The sequence below is a fragment of the Acuticoccus sediminis genome, from assembly GCF_003258595.1.
Classification (GTDB): Bacteria; Pseudomonadota; Alphaproteobacteria; order Rhizobiales; family Amorphaceae; genus Acuticoccus; species Acuticoccus sediminis.
In genome coordinates this window covers 702629-719279 of record NZ_QHHQ01000003.1, presented here as the reverse complement: position 1 = coordinate 719279, position 16651 = coordinate 702629, and the positions used below count along the sequence as shown (strand labels likewise).

15 protein-coding genes are annotated in these 16651 nt (G+C 71.5%); 5 read left to right on the top strand and 10 right to left on the bottom strand.

Annotated features, from left to right (window positions below):
* Nucleotides 1-53: 53 nt before the first annotated feature.
* The 10 genes from DLJ53_RS17465 to DLJ53_RS17420 all read right to left on the bottom strand — a co-directional run bounded on the left by DLJ53_RS17465 (nt 54) and on the right by DLJ53_RS17420 (nt 10282).
* On the bottom strand, nt 54-1490 hold the full coding sequence (locus DLJ53_RS17465; RefSeq protein ID WP_111347872.1) for an NAD(P)-binding domain-containing protein: 1437 nt from the start codon (nt 1488-1490) through the stop codon (nt 54-56).
* Complete coding sequence (locus tag DLJ53_RS17460) at nt 1487-2803, bottom strand: TRAP transporter large permease (protein ID WP_111347543.1); 1317 nt, start codon at nt 2801-2803, stop codon at nt 1487-1489. Before DLJ53_RS17460 ends, DLJ53_RS17465 begins: the two co-directional genes overlap by 4 nt.
* Nucleotides 2800-3309: a TRAP transporter small permease gene (locus DLJ53_RS17455; RefSeq protein ID WP_111347542.1), complete on the bottom strand. Its 510-nt coding sequence runs from the start codon at nt 3307-3309 to the stop codon at nt 2800-2802. Before DLJ53_RS17455 ends, DLJ53_RS17460 begins: the two co-directional genes overlap by 4 nt.
* A 3-nt stretch (nt 3310-3312) precedes the next feature.
* The gene (locus DLJ53_RS17450; protein WP_111347540.1) at nt 3313-4326 is read right to left on the bottom strand and encodes a TRAP transporter substrate-binding protein; all 1014 of its coding nucleotides are present in this window, start codon (nt 4324-4326) and stop codon (nt 3313-3315) included.
* 78 nt (nt 4327-4404) lie between these two features.
* On the bottom strand, nt 4405-5388 hold the full coding sequence (locus DLJ53_RS17445) for an NAD-dependent epimerase/dehydratase family protein (protein ID WP_162409316.1): 984 nt from the start codon (nt 5386-5388) through the stop codon (nt 4405-4407).
* A gap of 145 nt (nt 5389-5533) precedes the next feature.
* On the bottom strand, nt 5534-6808 hold the full coding sequence (locus DLJ53_RS17440; protein ID WP_111347537.1) for a TRAP transporter large permease: 1275 nt from the start codon (nt 6806-6808) through the stop codon (nt 5534-5536).
* A complete protein-coding gene (locus DLJ53_RS17435; RefSeq protein WP_211100610.1) occupies nt 6805-7389 on the bottom strand; it encodes a TRAP transporter small permease subunit in 585 nt (194 codons plus the stop codon). The genes DLJ53_RS17440 and DLJ53_RS17435 overlap by 4 nt, the downstream gene beginning before the upstream one ends.
* Nucleotides 7390-7396: 7 nt before the next feature.
* Nucleotides 7397-8458: a TRAP transporter substrate-binding protein gene (locus DLJ53_RS17430; protein WP_111347535.1), complete on the bottom strand. Its 1062-nt coding sequence runs from the start codon at nt 8456-8458 to the stop codon at nt 7397-7399.
* A gap of 11 nt (nt 8459-8469) precedes the next feature.
* A complete protein-coding gene (locus DLJ53_RS17425) occupies nt 8470-9333 on the bottom strand; it encodes a putative hydro-lyase (protein WP_111347533.1) in 864 nt (287 codons plus the stop codon).
* 73 nt (nt 9334-9406) lie between these two features.
* Complete coding sequence (locus tag DLJ53_RS17420; RefSeq protein ID WP_111347532.1) at nt 9407-10282, bottom strand: LysR family transcriptional regulator; 876 nt, start codon at nt 10280-10282, stop codon at nt 9407-9409.
* 251 nt (nt 10283-10533) lie between these two features.
* On the opposite strand from DLJ53_RS17420, the gene DLJ53_RS17415 reads away from it, so the two are divergent.
* From DLJ53_RS17415 to DLJ53_RS17395, 5 genes are all read left to right on the top strand, one after another.
* Nucleotides 10534-12111 (top strand): DUF2497 domain-containing protein, encoded by a 1578-nt coding sequence (locus DLJ53_RS17415; protein WP_111347530.1) that lies wholly within the window; start codon nt 10534-10536, stop codon nt 12109-12111.
* 95 nt (nt 12112-12206) lie between these two features.
* Complete coding sequence (gene ccmI / locus DLJ53_RS17410) at nt 12207-13373, top strand: c-type cytochrome biogenesis protein CcmI (protein WP_111347529.1); 1167 nt, start codon at nt 12207-12209, stop codon at nt 13371-13373.
* 231 nt (nt 13374-13604) lie between these two features.
* Nucleotides 13605-14123: a cytochrome c maturation protein CcmE gene (gene ccmE, locus DLJ53_RS17405; RefSeq protein WP_111347527.1), complete on the top strand. Its 519-nt coding sequence runs from the start codon at nt 13605-13607 to the stop codon at nt 14121-14123.
* Nucleotides 14124-14130: 7 nt separating this feature from the next.
* Entirely contained in the window at nt 14131-16113 is a 1983-nt protein-coding gene (locus DLJ53_RS17400) for a heme lyase CcmF/NrfE family subunit (RefSeq protein ID WP_111347525.1), read from the top strand.
* Nucleotides 16110-16583, top strand: a complete 474-nt coding sequence (locus tag DLJ53_RS17395) for a cytochrome c-type biogenesis protein (RefSeq protein ID WP_111347523.1) — start codon at nt 16110-16112, stop codon at nt 16581-16583. The genes DLJ53_RS17400 and DLJ53_RS17395 overlap by 4 nt, the downstream gene beginning before the upstream one ends.
* Nucleotides 16584-16651: the final 68 nt, after the last annotated feature.

Here is a 16651-nt window from a genome sequence, read left to right as displayed (position 1 = left end):
GGCGCAGCAGCGCCACGGCACCCGCCGCCCACACCGGCGAACGGCGCGGTCCGTCACGCCTTCACGCGGCGATGGTCAATGACGTCGGCCTCCGGCACAACCGCCTGAGGAACCTCGTATTTCAGGAGTTCCTCATAAAAGCCCGGCGCCTCCTCGCGGAAGAGGCCGCGCGTGATCCCCGAGACGAGCCGGGGCACGGCGGTCGTCATCGCGTTGATCGACGAGCCGGACGGGCCGAAGCTCATCGTCGCGGCGATGGCGAAAAGGTGAACGCGCGAGATCCACGGCGTCTCGCCCGGGTGCTTCTCCGCAAACGAGAAATCGTCGTTGAGATAGGGGTAGCGGCCGAGCCGCTCGTCGGCGTCCTCCACCGGCGGCTGGTAGCGGTCCGCCCAGCTGGCGATGTTGGAGCCGAACCGGGCGAACTCCGGGCGGGCGGCGTAGTCCATGTCGATGCCGGTGCCGGCGATGACGTAGTCGCCCTCCATGGTGCCGCGCGGCGTCTCGATGACGACGCGGTCGCCGTCGGCCCGGGCGGAGAGCCAGGGCGCGCCGACGTGGAGCTGGAAGGTGTCGTGGCGGGCGCAGCGGTCGTAGGTGTGCTGCGGGAAGCCCTCCCGCAGCGAGAGGACGTGCCGCATGATCTTCCAGCGCAACGCGTCGTCGAGGTCGGCAAGGTGACGCATGAAGCCGGCGAAGGTGATTGCGCGGTAGGGCTGGATCACCTGCACCTTGTCGCGCCGCGTGAAAAGATGGACGACCGCGCCCGCCTCCAGCGCCGTCGCCGCGTTGTCGAAGGCCGACGCGCCCGCGCCGAGGACGAACACGGTCTTGCCCTCCAGCGCGGCGAAGTCGATGTCCTCGCACGTGTGGGCGCGCAGGTGCGCCGGGAGCGCCTCGACGGCCGGCGGCAGGTGCCACGAGCCGCCGCTCTCCTGACCGGTCGCGAGCACGATCCGCCGCGTGTGGATGTCCCGCGTGGCGCCGGCCTCGCGCACGGTCGCACGCAGCAGCGGCCCCGCCTCGTCGATGCCGATCAGCTCGACGCCGTTGCGCACGCGGGCGCCGGTCATCCTGCGCACCCAGTCGAGATAGCCGGCCCATTCCTCCCGGCCGATGAGGTCGAGCGCCTGCCAGTGGTCCGCGCCGAAGCGGGCGGTGTGCCACGCCTCGTAGGTGAGGCTCGGCACCTCGAGGTCCGGGCCGGTATAGTCCTTCGGGCTGCGCAGGGTCGGCATGCGCGCGAAGGTGCGCCACGGCCCCTCGCGTCCGGCCTCGGCCATGTCGATGACGAGGACGTTGTCGACCTTGGCCCGCTTCAGCCCGAACGCGGTGGCGATGCCCCCCTGGCCCGCGCCGACGACGAGGACGTCGAGCGCCTCGGTGCCGTCAGGCGCGGTCTTCGGCGTCAGCCAGGGCTGGCGGGGGTGAGCGATGCGGGCGAGGTCGCGGCGGACCTCGTCTTCGAGCTGGGAGAGGGGATCGGTCACCATAGTCCAGGCAGCCACAACGAGAGTCCGGGGAAAGCGATGAGCAGCACCAGGCGAACCGTGTCCGAGACGCAGAAGCCGGCGACGCCCTTGTAGGTCTGGCCGAGGGGAACCTCCTTGGCGAGACCGTTGATGACGAAGAGGTTGAGCCCGAAGGGCGGCGATATCATGCCGACCTCGACGGCGACGAGCACCAGGATGCCGAACCACACCAGCACCTGCGTCGGGTCCATGCCGAGGTCGAGCGTCAGCATCACCGGAACGAACACCGGCAGGGTGAGGAGCACCATCGCGAGCGATTCCATCGCGCAGCCAAGCACCAGGTAGATCGCGACGATGGCGGCGACGATGGCGATCGGCGGCAGCGGCAGCGCGGCCACCTCGCGCGACAGCTCCTGCGGCATCTGCGACAGCGCCAGCGCCGCCGAGAAGAGCTCCGCACCGAGGAGGATGAGGAACACCATCGCGGTGATCTCGGCCGTGGAGCGCAGGGCGTCGAGGAAGTCGCGGAAGGTGAGTCCGCCGGACGCGACGGCGAGGACGCCGACCGCCGCCGCTCCCACGGCCGCGCCCTCGGTGGGGGAGAACCAGCCGAAGTTGATGCCGCACACCACGAGCAGGAAGACGCCGATCGCCGGCCAGACGCTGCGGGTGCGGGCGAGCCGCTCGCTCCAGCCGACCCGCTCTGCGCGCGGCGCGGCGCCGGGGGCGACGAGCGTATAGACCTGGATCACGAGGACATAGCCGAGCGCCGCGAGGACGCCCGGGACAGCGGCGGCGAAGAACAGGGCGCCGATCGATTGCTCGGTGTAGATCGCGTAGATCACCAGGATCACCGAGGGCGGGATCAGGATGCCGAGGGTGCCGCCGGCGGCGAGCGTGCCCGTCATCAGCGCGCCGGAGTAGCCGTTGGCGCGCATCTCCGGTTCGGCCACCTTCGTCATGGTCGCGACGGTGGCGAGCGAGGAGCCGCAGATCGCCCCGAACGCGGCGCAGCCGAGGATGGTCGCGACACCGAGGCCGCCGCGCCTGTGCCCGACGTAGGCGCGGGCGGCGCGGAACAGCGCCGCCGACATGCCCCCCTTGGTGGCGAGCTCGCCCATCAGCAGGAAGAACGGGATGACGCACAGCGTGTAGGAGGAGAAGCAGCTGAAGGTCAGCGACTTCAGCGTGTTGAGCATCGGCCACCAGCCGACGAGCGCGGCATAGCCGAGCCCGCCCACCAGCAGCATGGCGACCCCCACCGGCATGCGCAGCATGATGAGGATCACGGCGCCGGCAAACATGGCGACGCCGATATCGAAGGAACTCATTGGATCTCGTCGGTGGCGATCTGGTGGTCCGAGCGCGGCTTCAGCCCGAGCGCGGATTCGACGGCCGTCGCCAGGCACACGAGCGACCACAGAGCCATCGCGAGCGCGGCCGGCGCGTAGCCCCACCATTGCGGCAAGAGGAGGAACATCGAGGTGCGGCCCCGGTTGTAGGCGTCGATCCCGCCGACGATGAGCCGCCAGGCGAGCACCGCGACGACGAGCGCGAAGAGGGCGCTCATCAGCGCGTCGAGCCCGGCCTTGGCCTTGTCGGGAAAGCGGGCGGTGAAGAAGTCCACCACCACGTTCGCGCCGCGCATCTGGCACCAGGGCAGGAAGAAGGCGATGGCCACGCCCACCAGGAGCTCGACGATCTCGTTATGGCCGAGGATCGGGCTCCCGAGGCGTGCCGCCACCACCGCGACCACGGTCACGATGATGGCCGCCACGACGATGAGGCCGCCGACGATGGCGAAGGCTTCGGAGACGGCCGTCAACGTGCGCCGCATGGCCTACTGCCGGCCGTACTTCGCCGTGATCTCGAGGAGGGACGCGAGCAGCGCGTCGCCGTCGTAGCCGCGCGAGGTCATCTCGTCGGCCCACATCTGGTAGACGGGCTTCACCGTCTCCTTCCACTTGGCGAGCTCCTCGGGCGAGAGGGTGACGATCTCGTCGCCCGCCTCGACCGCGACGTCACGCGCCGGCTTGGTCTGGCTGTCCCAGACGACGCCCATCTTCTTGGCGTATTCGATGCCCGAGTTGTCGTCGATCACCTTCTTCAGGTCGTCGGGGAGCGCGTCGTAGGTCTCCTGGCGCATCAGCGTCATGAGCATCGTCTGGTAGAGCGGCGGCTCGGTGTGGCAGTCGGTGACCTCGGAGAACTTGTACGGCTTGGTGATCGCCCAGTTGATGAGCATGCCGTCCACCTGACCGCGTGCCAGCGCCTCGTAGACGCCCGGCAGCGCGATGCCGACGGGCGTGCCGCCGAGGGCCTTCACCGCCTCGCCGATGTACTTGCCGGAGACGCGGATCTGCTTGCCGGCGAGGTCGTCCATGGTCTCGACGCACGCGCCCGCCATGTGGAAGAGGGCGCCGTCCGTGGCGTGCACCTCGATGATCTTGATGCCCTCGAACTCCTTGGCGAGGTTCGCCTCGATGAACTCCATGGCAGCCGGGCTCATGGTGGCGGACTCGCCGGTGTTCATGAAGGGCAGCTCCAGCCCCTGCGTGCCGGTGAAGCGGCCGGGCGTGAAGCCGGCGACCGTCCAGATCATGTCGACGACGCCGTCCTCGAGCTGCTGGACGAGGTCGGCGGCCGAGCCGCCGAGCTGCATCGCGGGGTAGACCTGGACGTCGATGCGGCCGTTCGAATCGGCCTCCACGGCCTCCGCCCAGCGGTCGAGGTGCTCGGTGTGGTCGAGCGATGTGGGCGACGAGAACGAGTGCAGGCGGATCGTCACCTCCTGCGCCAGGGCGGGGGCGGACAGGACAGCGAGCGCCGAGGCGAGAAGAACGGCTTTGCGCATGGGATCTCCAGACAATTGCGAGATCCCACTAGCAATTGGTATGCCATTTCCCGCCGTGCCCGGACGGCGGGCCGACGCCTAGGCTACGTCGCCGACGACGGCGGGGCCGAAGGTCTTCCACCAGTCGAGGTACGCCCTGGCCGAGTCTTCGCAGCCGGAATTCCTCGCCGGAGGCAGGTCGGCGAGCATCCGCTCGATGCGCATCGGGGCACGGTCGCCGCTGTCCTTGACCGGCACGGTGGGCGTCTCGCCGGGCCCGGCCATCGAGGCCTCGGTGCCGGTCAGACCGGCGACGATCTTGGCCCAGTCGAGCACCGTCCAGCGATCGCCGGTGGAGATGTTGTAGACCGGGTACTGCGGCGCCTCGACGGCCAGCAGACCGGCGATGGCCGTGCCGACGTCGGGCGCATAGATCCAGTCGCGGACGGCGGCGCGGTTCAGGATCAGCGGTTCCCCGCGGGAGACCGCCTGCATGATGCGGAAGTGGGGGCTCAGCGTGTCGCGCACGCCGGTGTCGCGCTCCCACGGGCCGAACACGGCGGAAAGGCGCACGACGCGCACGTCCACCTTCCACAGCGTCCCAAGCCGCCGGGCGATCCGCTCCGAGGCGAACTTGGTGATGGAGTAGAGGCCGACCGGATCGCAGGGCGTATCCTCGTCGAGGTCGTCGTGGATGAAGCCGGCGTCGCCGTAGGCCGCGCCGGACGACAGGATCACGACGCGCTTCATGCCCTCGTCGCGCGCCGCCTCGAGGGCGGGGACGAGCGAGCCGTTGTTGACGGCGAGGATGAGGCCCGGGTCGGTCGTCTCGCGGTCCGGCCCGGCGGTGATCGCGGCGCCGTGGACGAGGGTGTCGCAGCCCTTGGCGGCGGCGTGCACGGCGGCGGCGTCGGTTGCGTCGCCCTGGACGACGGTGAGGAGGCCGCCGGCGGCGTGGTGCTCGACGAAGGCGGGGGGCGGCGCGCTGCGGTCGAACAGGACGACGGATTGGCCGGACGCCATGAGCGCCTCGGCAATGTTGAGGCCGACGAAGCCGGCCCCGCCGAGAATGAGGGTGGTCAAGAGGTGGAATTCCAAACCTGGGACATGTCGGCGGGACCATCCGCACCCGGCGGGTGGAGGTCAACTCCGAATGACGCCGCGCCGCCGGCCGGCGCGGCCATCCCGTCGGTGGCGGCGGCGCTGCGCGGCGTCGCGTGCCGGGCGATCAGCCCGGCAGCCAGAGCGCGATGCCGGGGATCGCGATCAGGAGCCCGGCCATCGCCAGCATCACCAGGACGTAGGGGAAGGCGCCGATCATGACCTCCGACAGCCGCCCGGACTTGCGGGCCCCCTGGACGACGTAAAGGTTCAGGCCGACCGGCGGGGTGATGAGCGCCATCTCGATCAGCAGCACGAGGAGAATCCCGAACCACACCTTGTCGTAGTCGAGCGCCGTGACGATGGGCACGACGATCGGGATCGTCGCCACCATCAGCGACAGCGTCTCGATGAAGAAGCCGAGGACGATGTACATGACGACGATGACGAGCAGCGTCTCGAGCGGCCCGAGGTCGAGCCCGGTCAGCATCGATTGAAGCTGCCGGCCGAGCCCGGCCGAGGCGAGGCAGTAGTTCAGGAACGAGGCGGCGGCGATCACGAAGACGATCATCGCCGTTACCTTGACCGTCCCGCGCAGGGCGTCCGCGACCCAGCTCCAGCGGATGCCGGACTGGAACGCGGCGATGACGAAGGCCATCGCCACGCCGAGCGCCGCCGACTCGGTCGGTGTCGCCCACCCGGCATAGATCGACCCGACCACGACCGCGAAGAGGATGGCGATGGGGACGAGCGCCGTCAGCCCGCCGATGCGCTCGCTCCACGTGGCGTCCCGCGACGGCCCGCCGAGCTCCGGACGGAGGCGGCACACGACGGCGGTGAGAGCGATGAAGCCCAGCGCCAGGAGGATCCCCGGGACGAGACCGGCGAGGAAGAGGCGGGGGATCGAGGTCTCGGTCAGGAAGCCGTAGACGATGAGGTTGATGGACGGCGGGATCATGATCCCCAGCGTGCCGCCCGCGGCGATCGACCCCGCGAAGAGGCGCGGGTCGTAGCCCAGCCGGTCCGCCTGCGGCATCGCGACGGTGGCGACCGTGGCAGCCGTCGCGACCGACGATCCCGAGGTCGCCGAGAACATCGTCGCGGTGCCGATGTTGGCGTGGATGAGCCCGCCCGGCAGCCAGGAGAGCCAGGCGTCGAGGGAGCGGTAGGTGCGCTCCGCGACGCCCGCCTGCACGAGGATCTCGCCGAGGAGGACGAAGAACGGGATCGCGATGAGGAGCGAGGAGTTCATCGACGACCAGACCACCTGGCCGAGCCCCCGGATCAGCGGGAAGGCCGACCCGAAGACGTCGATCCCGATCCCGAGGACGAAGAGGACCACGCCGACCGGCAGCGAGAGCGCCAGGAGCGCGAAGAGCGACCCGGTCATGATGCCGATCATGCCACGTCCTCCGCTTCGGAGAGGAGGCCCACCGCGCTTTCGGCTTCGGCGAGGCGCCCGCGGGCGACGAGGATCGCGGCCGCGACCAGCATGAAGAGCGCGCAGAGGGTGAACCAGACCCACCCGGCGAGCCAGATCGACTGCGGGATCCACAGCGGCACCTCGAGCGCCGTGTTGGAGCGGCTCGAACGGGCGATGGTCTTGGCCAGCACGCTCCAGCCGTGGACCGAGACGAGCCCGGCGACCACCGCCAGCGAGGCCATGGAGAGGAGGTCGAGCGCCGCGCGGCCGAGGCTGGGGAGGCGGCGCTGCAGGATGTCGATGCGCACGTGGGCCCGTTCCAGCAGCGCGTAGGCGAAGCCGCAGGAGGCGACGCCGGCCATAACGTAGCCCGAGATCTCGTCGGTGCCGCCGAGCATGCCGGCGGTCGCCTCGCGCAGGACGATCTCGAGGAGGATGAGCCCGGCGGTGACGAGGAGCGCCAGACCGAGGATGACGGCGATGGCGCGGTTCACCCGGGCGAGGAGGGCGACGGCGCGCACGACGCCGTCACCCGGGGTGGTGGTGGAGACCGTCTCCACGGCCAGTTTACTCGCCGATCGTGACGCCGACGGCCTTGCCGACGGTCTCGTTCCAGCGGGCGACGGCGTCCGGGCCGGCGCGCTCGGCCCAGTCGGGCAGGACGACGGTCTTGAGGACGTCCTCGGCCGTGGCGACGTCCTCGGCGCTCGGCTCCACGAGGGTCATCGAGGCCGGCTCGCCGAGCGGGCACTCGCCGCTGCCGGTGAGGCAGGCGATGTCGCCCTCGAGCGCGGCGGCGGCCGCGTCCCATGCCGGGGTTTCGAGCTCCGACTTGGCCTTGGAGGCGATGAGCTCCTGCGTTGCCGCCGGCAACTCGTTCCACTTGTCGAGGTTCATCGCCGAGATGACCGGGTCCCAGCCGCCGAGCGGCAGGGTCATCAGGTGGTCGGCCGACTCCCACCAGCCGGCGGAGTAGCCCGAGCCGGAGCCGGTGATCGCGCAGTCGACGACGCCGCGCTCCAGCGCGCCCGGGACTTCGCCGAACGCGATGTTGACGCCCTCGGCACCGAGCGCATCGAGGAACTTCGTCGTCATGCGGCCCGAGCCGCGGACCTTCTTGCCCTTGAGGTCGGCGAGGCTCTTCACCTCGCCCTTGCAGAAGACGACCTGCGGCGGATAGGGCGCGATGGTCAGCAGCTTGGCGTTGAAGCGGTCCTCGACGACGTCGGCGACCATCGGCCAGGCGGCCTCGACCATCTTGTGGGCATCCGCCACCGAGGTCGCGAGGAGCGGCACGTCGAGGCCCTCGAGCTCCGGCGCATCGCCGACGATGTAGTCCGCCACGGTGGTGCCGACGTCGAACACGCCGTCGCCGAGCAGGCGGTAGACGTCGCCGCCGGCGACGCCCATCTGGTCGAAGGTGGTCAGCTCGACGGTGATGGCGTCGGCGGACGCCTCGGGCAGAGCCTCGGTCCAGAACGGCTTCTCGTAGTTCTTGTGGAGCGGCAGGCTCGACCAGGAGCCGACCACGGCGAGCGTCACAGGCTCGATCTCCTGGGCCAGCGCCGGGACGCTGGCGAGGGTCGTCGCGGCGAGAAGGGCCACGGCTAGACGTCGGGACTTGTGCATCGGAAGGCTCCTCACGTGGTGGATCGCGGCACGCGGCGGGAGGCGCGTGTGGGGAAGGTGGTCAGCCCCTCTGCAAGCAAGTCCGTGACCAGCATGAAGCCGGGGGCGTGGGTGATCGCGAACGGCACCTTCGCGGCCTGCAGCGCGCGCTGGGGCGTCACGCCGCAAGCCCACCAGACGAGCACGTCGCCGGCCTCGATGACCGGCGGGTCGCCGAAGTCGGGCTTCATCACGTCGGCGATGCCGAGGGCGGCGGGGTCGCCGATGTGGACCGGCGCTCCGTGGGCGAGCGGCTGCCGGTCGGACAGGACGATCGCGCGGATCGCGGCGTCCGGCGGCATGGCGCGCATGGAGACGACCATCGGGCCCTGGAAACGGCCCGCCGGCTCGGTCGGCCGGCCGGTTACGTACATCGGCACGTTCCGCCCCGCCTCGACGTGGCGCACGGGCAGTCCCTCGGCGATCAGCGCGTCCTCGAACGAGAACGAGCAGCCGATGGCGAAGCCGACGAGGTCGCCCTGCCAGAGGTCGGCGATGTCGGTCGGCTCGTCGTCCAGCTCGCCGTGGCGCCAGACGCGGTAGCGCGGCACGTCGGTGCGAAGGTCGAGGTCGTCGGCGAGCATCGGCAGGTGGGGCGATCCCGGGTCGGTCACGCCGACCAGCGGGCAGGGTTTGGAGTTGCGCACCGCGAAGGCCAGGAACTCGTCGGCGGCGTCCTTGGGGAGGATGACGAGGTTGGCCTGGAGGGCGCCGGGGCATTGACCGGCGGTCTGCTCGGCGAAGTCGCCGGTGCGGCTCGCGCGGCGAAGGTCCGCCGGGTGGGCGTACACCAGCCGGTGCGGCTCGGAGGTGGGCTCATTCGCAGCGACATTCATAAGAAATATTTGTCTCCCAAAAAATGATGCTGTCAACTGATGAATTGGAGCCTCAAATGATCTCCTGTAGTGATCATTTGTGGCCGTGAAGACGGTCGATCACGGCGTCGACGGCCGCGCCGAGGCTCTTCATCCGGCAGATCGTGAAGTCGAGCGCGGAGGGGACGAGCTCCGCGGCGACGGGGACGGGGACGATGCGGCCCTGCTCGACGTCGCCGGCGACCATCTCCACCGGCAGGGTGCCGATCCCGGTGCCGTCGGCCACCAGTGAGAGCACCGTCGCAAGGGAGGCGCTGCCGTGGAGGATGGGCGGCTCGATCTCCGGCCGGGCGAACAGCCGCTCCACCTCGCGGTAGGGGAGCGTGCCGCGCGAGAAGGTGACGATCGGCCACCGCGCGAGCGTCGCGACGGTGAGCGGCGCGTCGCCGAGGTCGAGGGCGGGCGAGGCGTACCAGCCGAGCTCGGAACGGGAGATCGGCCCGCCGACCGCACCGGGCGGGACGGACTGGCGCAGGAGCACCGCGAGGTCGATCTCGTCGTCCGCCAGCATCGCCGAGAGGCGCTGGGAGACTTCGACCGACAGTTCGATCCGCAGCGCCGGTGCCGCCTCGCGCAGCGCGCGGACGATGGCGGGGAGGCGCGTGTGGACGATCGTCTCGGCGACGCCGAGGCGCAGCGTGCCGGCCGCCGAGGCGCCGGTGATCCCCTCGACGATCTGGTCGCGCAGCGCGATGAGGCGCTCGCCTTCCTCCAGCACGCGGCGGCCGACGAGCGTCAGGCTCGCCTGGCGGCGGGAGCGGTCGAAGAGCTGCACGCCGAGCCGCCGCTCCAGCGCCGCGATGCGGTTGGAGACCGCCGATTGCGACAGGCCCATCGTGTCGGCGGCGGCGCGGAAGCCCCCGGCTTTGACGATCTCGCGGAGCATCTCGGCATCACGCAGGTCGAACATGGGCTGGTCCTCGGCTGGATCGGTCGCCCGGTGGGCACGGTCGCATCGGATCAGTCAACGGCCGGAGGCGCCGTTCGGCGACGGAACTGTGAATCAACCCTTGCGAACTGTTTGTGGCGTCCTGGCGGCGGGGGCGCAAAGGGTACGATGCCGACCGCACGTTGATTCGACCGGCGTCTGCGACGTCGCGGCCCGGTCTGGACGCAACCTCGGTTGGCGCGGCCCGGGTTGGCGCGATGGGAGCTGGCGCGATGAATGACCTTCTGGCCTCGATCCGCAGGATCCTCGCCGAGGACGGTCCCGGCGCAGAGCCCGTCGTGCCCGCCGGTCCGCGCGCGGCCGGCGCGACCTGGCACGCCCGGCGCGAGCCGATGCCGCACAGCGTCGAGCGGTCGATCCGCTCCGCATTCGCGGACGCGAGCTGGTCGGATGCGGCGCCCGTCCACGAAGCCGCGGAGGCAGGCGCGGAGCCGGTCGGCCTTTCCCACGAGGACCGGGTGGCGACCGACCGGACCCGCACCGCGCTCCTCGCCGCCATCGACGGCTGCGTCGCGGGCGGCCCCGCAGCGCCGCCCGCCCGCGCGCCGGCAGGACTGCCGGCGCATGGTGGGGCGCGCGCGGGGATCGGCATTGCCTCGACTTTTGCCGGCCTCCCGGGGCGGGAGCACCCGCAGCTGCCGTCTGCGTCCGGCCCCCGGTTCGCGACGCTCGCCTGCGGCGACGGCCCGCCGTCGGACGACCCGGCGAATATCCGGCGCCCTGATTCCGGTCCGCCAGCCGTCGATGGACGAGCCGGCCCCGCCGGCGGGGCCCCTGCGGAGCCGTTTGCCGACGGGACGGACGGTCCGGTCTACCAGTCCCTCGCGCCGACAGGCTCCGGCGAGGCCGACGGACCGCCGGAAGGGGCAGCCCGGCGTCGCGACGCGGTGGCGCCTCCGGGCCGGTCCGCCGACTCCGGCGCGCCGGTACGGAGCGGCGCGCCCGCCGGACCGGTGGACGGTCGGAGCAATGCGGAAACTCCGTCGGCGCCGCCGGCGGCCTCCACGGTGGTGGACCTCGCGGCCTTCCGCCCGACGGACAAGTCAGGGCAGCACCGGCAACCGCCTGCGGACGTCTCGGCCGGTTCCCCCGACCCGATCGAGGCGACGTCGGCGAAGACCGCCGTCCCCGTCGTTGCACTGGAGCCGGAAGCCGGCCGGCCCCCGTTGTCCGGCGCCGACGGCGACGCGGATCGCGCCGACGGCGCCCGGTTGCCGCAGGGCACGCCCCGATCCCGGGACACGGTGCCCGGCACCGCTCTACCCTCCCGCGCGTCGTCCCCCGGCGAGGTGGACGATTGGCCCGGCTACCCCCTGCCGCCGTCGCCCGGGTCTGGCCCGCGGGACACGCGGGCGCGGCATCCCGTGGAGGAGGCCCGCGACCGGGACGTCGCGGAGAGCAACCCTCCCAAGGACGGCTCCGGCGGGGTGGCGACGCCGCGTCGCGCCTGGTCCGAGGGCGTCGCGGAGCGCCGGCGGCGGCTTCGCGAGTGGGACGACGATGCGCTCCTGCGCGAGGACGAGGACGCAGGCTTCCCCGCCGAGGAGCGGGAGGGCGCGTTCCGGGAGGACGATCTGGTCGGCCGGACCACCCGGCGGGCCGCCCGGGCCGCGTTCGACGAGCTCGCACGGACCGTCCATCAGGGTGCGGCGGGGCGCGGCACCAGCGTCGAGGACCTCGCCCGGGAGGCGATGCGGCCACTGCTGCGCGAATGGATCGACGCCAACCTCAGGACCATCGTCGAACGTCTGGTGCGCGAGGAGATCGAGCGGTTGACCGGACGCCGCTGATCCGGCCATCAGCGGTCCCGTTCGGCGACAATTTGCCGGACGGTTGCAGTCGATACAATCTTGCATTCAGGCCGTGTGGCCATCACTAAGGCGCAATGGTGCTCTGGATCGTGTTCGCCGTATTGGCGCTCTTGACGCTCGCCTTGGTATGTCGACCGCTTCTGGCGAGCGGCGAGCCGGCCGTCGGCGGATCGGACGAGGTCGTCTACGCCGCGCAGCTCGAGGAGATCGAGACCGACCGCGCCAACGGCACCATCGGCGAGGAGGAGGCCAAGGCTGCCCGCACGGAGGTTGCCCGCCGCCTGCTGCGCGCCCACCGCGAGGCGGGCGAGGCCGCAGCCATCGGCCGGCGCCGCTGGGTCGTCGCCGCGATCCTCGTCGTGCTGATCCCCGCCGTTACGGTGGCCGGCTACCTGACGCTCGGCATGCCCGGCTACGGCGACCGACCCCTCGCGGAACGCCAGCAGACCAGCGGGACCGACGTTGCCGAGCTACTCTCCCAGGCCGAGGCGCGCCTCGCCGCCCATCCGGAGGAGGGGGAGGGCTGGGCGGCCATCGCGCCGATGTACCTGCGCCTCACCCGCTTCGCCGACGCGGCCGAGGCCTATCGCCGCGCCATCGACCTTCTGGGCGAGGACGCGCGGCTCCTGACCGGGCGCGGCCAGGCGCTGATGTTCGCCGGCGGCGGCACCGTGCCGGACGAGGCGGTCGCGCTGTTCGAGCGGGCGTCGGCGCTGGAACCCGAGGCGGTGGCGCCGCGCGTCTTCCTCGCGGTCGCCGACCGCCAGCGCGGCGACCTCGGCGCCGCCGCGAAGCGCTGGGCCAGTCTCCTCGAATCGAGTGACGGGACCGAGAACTGGCTCCCGCTCGCCCGTTCCGAAATCGCCGCCCTGCAGCAGACCGACGCCGCCGCGGGCGGCACGGCGGCCGCCGCGCTCGCGGCCCAACCGGGGGCCGGACCCCGCATACCCGCCGCGCAGCAGGGGGGGCCGAACCCGTCGTCGTCCGCCGCGGCCGCCATCGCCGCGCTGCCGGCCGAGCAGCGCGCGGCGCAGATCGAGGGCATGGTCGAGGGCCTCGCCGCCCGGCTCGAGGCCGACGGCGGCAGCGTCGACGAGTGGGTGCGTCTCGTGCGTTCCTACCGCGTCCTCGGCCGGGACGAGGACGCCGCGGCGGCCAGGACGAAGGCCCTCGCCGCGCTCGACGAGACGGACCGGGCCGCCTTCACGCAAGCCGTCGGCCCTGCGACGGACGGGCGCTAACGTCCTGCTTTGATCCAGGTCGCCGCGCCCATAAGCTGTCTGCGCATAATGGGCCGGCACGCACCGGGCGCGGCCGACCGCCGAGCCCGCCGCACGCAGAAGCACGGCACGCAGAACAGGACCGGGTGGAGACACGACGTTGCGACGAGTAGGGCGTAGAGCAGCATTCGAAACCGATCGGGCCGCGACGGGCGCGGCCATGGCGGCATCGCCGCACCCGGAGGGCGGCCGATGACCCGGCGCGGACGCAAGGCGCGCCGTCTCGCCCTCGTCGGCGTCGCGGGGCTCGCGATCGCGGCTGCGGCGGCGCTCGTCCTCTACGGCCTCGGCGACAGGATCACCTACGCGGCGACACCCACGGAGCTGAAGCAGTCCGTCCACCCAGCCGGCGCGCGGGTCCGCCTCGGCGGCCTCGTCGAGGAAGGCTCGGTCCAGCGGGGCAGCGACGGCGAGGTCGTCTTCGCCGTCACCGACACGGTGAACCACGTCCCCGTCGCCTACACCGGGATCCTCCCGGACCTCTTCCGCGAGGGGCAGGGCGTCGTCACCGAAGGGGTCATGGACCCGTCGGGCACGCTGAAGGCCGACACCGTGCTCGCCCGCCACGACGAGAACTACATGCCGAAGGAGGTCGTCGACTCGCTGAAGGCGCAGGGGCGCTGGAAGGAGGGCGAGGAGGCGCGCACCGGCATGCAGGGCCTCGCCAAGACGGCGACCGAGAATCCCGACCAGACGATCCCCAAGGAGTGACGCCGCGATGCTGAACGAGGTCGGACATTTCGCACTCGTCCTTGCGCTTGCCGTGGCGCTCGTCCAGTCGGTGCTGCCGATCGTCGGCGCACGGACCGGCGACGCGCGGCTGATGGCGACGGCGGCTCCGTCGGCCGGAGCGGTCTTCGCCCTCGTCGGCTTCGCCTTCGTGGCGCTGGCCGCGGCCTACGTGCGCTCCGACTTCTCGCTGGTGAACGTCTACGAGAACTCGCACTCCGCCAAGCCGCTGGTCTACAAGATCGCCGGCGTGTGGGGGAACCACGAGGGCTCGATGATGCTCTGGATCCTCGTCCTCACGCTGTTCGGGCTGATGGCGGCGACGCTCGGACGCAACATGGCGCTGTCGCTGCGCGCCTGCGTGGTCTCGGTGCAGGGGTGGGTCTCGGTCGCCTTCCTGTCGTTCATTCTCGCCACGTCCAACCCGTTCGAGCGGCTGTTCCCGGCTCCGTTCGAGGGGCGTGACCTCAACCCGCTGCTGCAGGACATCGGCCTCGCGATCCATCCGCCGCTCCTCTACGTCGGCTATGTCGGCTTCTCGATCGTCTTCGCATTCGCCGTTGCCGCGCTGATCGAGGGGCGGATCGACGCCGCGTGGGCGCGCTGGGTTCGCCCCTGGGTGCTGCTGTCGTGGATCTTCCTGACGCTCGGCATCGCCATGGGCTCCTACTGGGCCTACTACGAGCTTGGCTGGGGCGGCTGGTGGTTCTGGGACCCCGTCGAGAACGCCTCGTTCATGCCCTGGCTCGCCGGCACCGCGCTCCTCCACTCGGCGGCGGTGATGGAGAAGCGCGACGCCTTGAAGGTGTGGACGGTGCTCCTCGCCATCATCACCTTCTCTCTGTCGCTCCTCGGTACCTTCCTGGTCCGCTCGGGGGTGCTGACGTCGGTGCATGCCTTCGCGTCCGACCCGACGCGCGGCCTCTTCATCCTCCTGATCCTGGCGACCTTCATCGGCGGGGCGTTCCTGCTGTTCGCGCTGCGGGCTGGGACGCTGAAGGCCGGCGGGGCGTTCGCGCCGATGAGCCGCGAGGGCGCGCTCGTCTTCAACAACGTGTTCCTGACGACCGCCTGCGCGACGGTGCTCGTCGGCACGCTCTACCCTCTGGTGCTGGAGACGGTGACGGGCGAGAAGATCTCCGTCGGCCCGCCCTACTTCAACCTCACCTTCATCCCGCTGATGGTGCCGCTCTTCGTGGTGCTGCCGTTCGGGCCGCTCCTCGCCTGGAAGCGGGGCGACGCGGCGGCGGCGGCGCAGCGGCTGATCCCCGCGGCGGCGATCGCCGTGGTCGGCGCCGCGATCTCGGCCTGGCTCGCGGGGGAGGAGACGGCGCTGACGGCGGCCTTCGGCGTCGCACTCGGCCTCTATCTCATCGTCGGCAGCGTCGCCGAGCTCTGGCTGCGCACGGGCCGGCAGTCGCTGGGCTCGCGCCTCTCCCGCCTGACGCGCCTGCCGCGGTCGACGTGGGGCGCGGCGCTGGGGCACCTCGGCATCGGCGTCACCGTCCTCGGCATCGCCGCCCTGTCGGCGTTCGAGACGGAGGTGATTCGCGACATGGGTCCCGGCGACACCGCCTCGGTGGCGGGCTACGAGCTGCGCTTCGTCGGTTCGGAGCGGGTCGAGGGGCCGAACTATACCGACAGCGTCGCCGTGTTCGACGTGCGGCGGGGAGGGCGCACGGTGAGCATCCTCAAGCCGGCCAAGCGCTTCTACCCGGCGCGCAACATGCCCACCACGGAGGCGGCGATCAAAACCATCGGTGCCTCGCAGCTCTATGTGACGCTGGGGGATGTGGCCGACGGCAAGGTCGTCGTGCGCATGTTCTACAAGCCGATGGTGCTGCTGATCTGGATCGGCGGCCTGATCGCGGCGGCGGGCGGCGCCCTGTCGCTGGCCGACCGCAAGCTGCGCATCGGGCTCCCGGCTCCGGCGCGACGCCGCGAGACCGAGCCGGCAGGGGCAGGGGCATGACGGCGAGGTGGCTCGCGGCATTCGCGGTCGTCCTCGCGCTCGCGGGGCCGGCGCTCGCGGTCAATCCGGACGAGGAGCTCGCCGACCCCGCGCTCGAGGCGCGGGCGCGCGAGCTCTCCAAGGAGCTCCGCTGCGTCGTCTGCCAGAACCAGACCATCGACGACTCGGATGCGGGCATCGCCAAGGATCTCCGCCTCCTGGTGCGTGAGCGCATCGTCGCCGGCGACACCGACGACGAGGTGATGAGCTACCTCACCGACCGCTACGGCGACTTCGTGCGCCTCCGCCCGCCGTTCAACGCGGAGACGTTCGCGCTGTGGGCGATGCCGGTCCTGGTGCTGCTGGCGGCGCTCGCGGCAGCGGTCACCTACCTGCGCCGGCGCCCGAAGCCGGCGCCCGCCGACGCCGCCCTGTCGGCCGACGAGGAGGCGCAGCTCCAGGCCGTCCTCGACGAGCGTCGCAAGACCTAGGCGGCACCTTCGAAGGGCGTCGTCCGGGCCGGAAACCGGGACTGTCGTGGGCAGCCCGGCGGGCGCAG

Excerpts from the sequence above, each read along its gene's own strand:
- DLJ53_RS17460 (WP_111347543.1), bottom strand. The coding sequence starts at position 2,803 with ATGAGTTCCTTCGATATCGGCGTCGCCATGTTTGCCGGCGCCGTGATC.
- DLJ53_RS17455 (WP_111347542.1), bottom strand. The coding sequence starts at position 3,309 with ATGCGGCGCACGTTGACGGCCGTCTCCGAAGCCTTCGCCATCGTCGGC.
- DLJ53_RS17450 (WP_111347540.1), bottom strand. The coding sequence starts at position 4,326 with ATGCGCAAAGCCGTTCTTCTCGCCTCGGCGCTCGCTGTCCTGTCCGCC.
- DLJ53_RS17440 (WP_111347537.1), bottom strand. The coding sequence starts at position 6,808 with ATGATCGGCATCATGACCGGGTCGCTCTTCGCGCTCCTGGCGCTCTCG.
- DLJ53_RS17430 (WP_111347535.1), bottom strand. The coding sequence starts at position 8,458 with ATGCACAAGTCCCGACGTCTAGCCGTGGCCCTTCTCGCCGCGACGACC.
- DLJ53_RS17425 (WP_111347533.1), bottom strand. The coding sequence starts at position 9,333 with ATGAATGTCGCTGCGAATGAGCCCACCTCCGAGCCGCACCGGCTGGTG.
- DLJ53_RS17420 (WP_111347532.1), bottom strand. The coding sequence starts at position 10,282 with ATGTTCGACCTGCGTGATGCCGAGATGCTCCGCGAGATCGTCAAAGCC.
- DLJ53_RS17415 (WP_111347530.1), top strand. The coding sequence starts at position 10,534 with ATGAATGACCTTCTGGCCTCGATCCGCAGGATCCTCGCCGAGGACGGT.
- ccmI (WP_111347529.1), top strand. The coding sequence starts at position 12,207 with ATGGTGCTCTGGATCGTGTTCGCCGTATTGGCGCTCTTGACGCTCGCC.
- ccmE (WP_111347527.1), top strand. The coding sequence starts at position 13,605 with ATGACCCGGCGCGGACGCAAGGCGCGCCGTCTCGCCCTCGTCGGCGTC.
- DLJ53_RS17400 (WP_111347525.1), top strand. The coding sequence starts at position 14,131 with ATGCTGAACGAGGTCGGACATTTCGCACTCGTCCTTGCGCTTGCCGTG.
- DLJ53_RS17395 (WP_111347523.1), top strand. The coding sequence starts at position 16,110 with ATGACGGCGAGGTGGCTCGCGGCATTCGCGGTCGTCCTCGCGCTCGCG.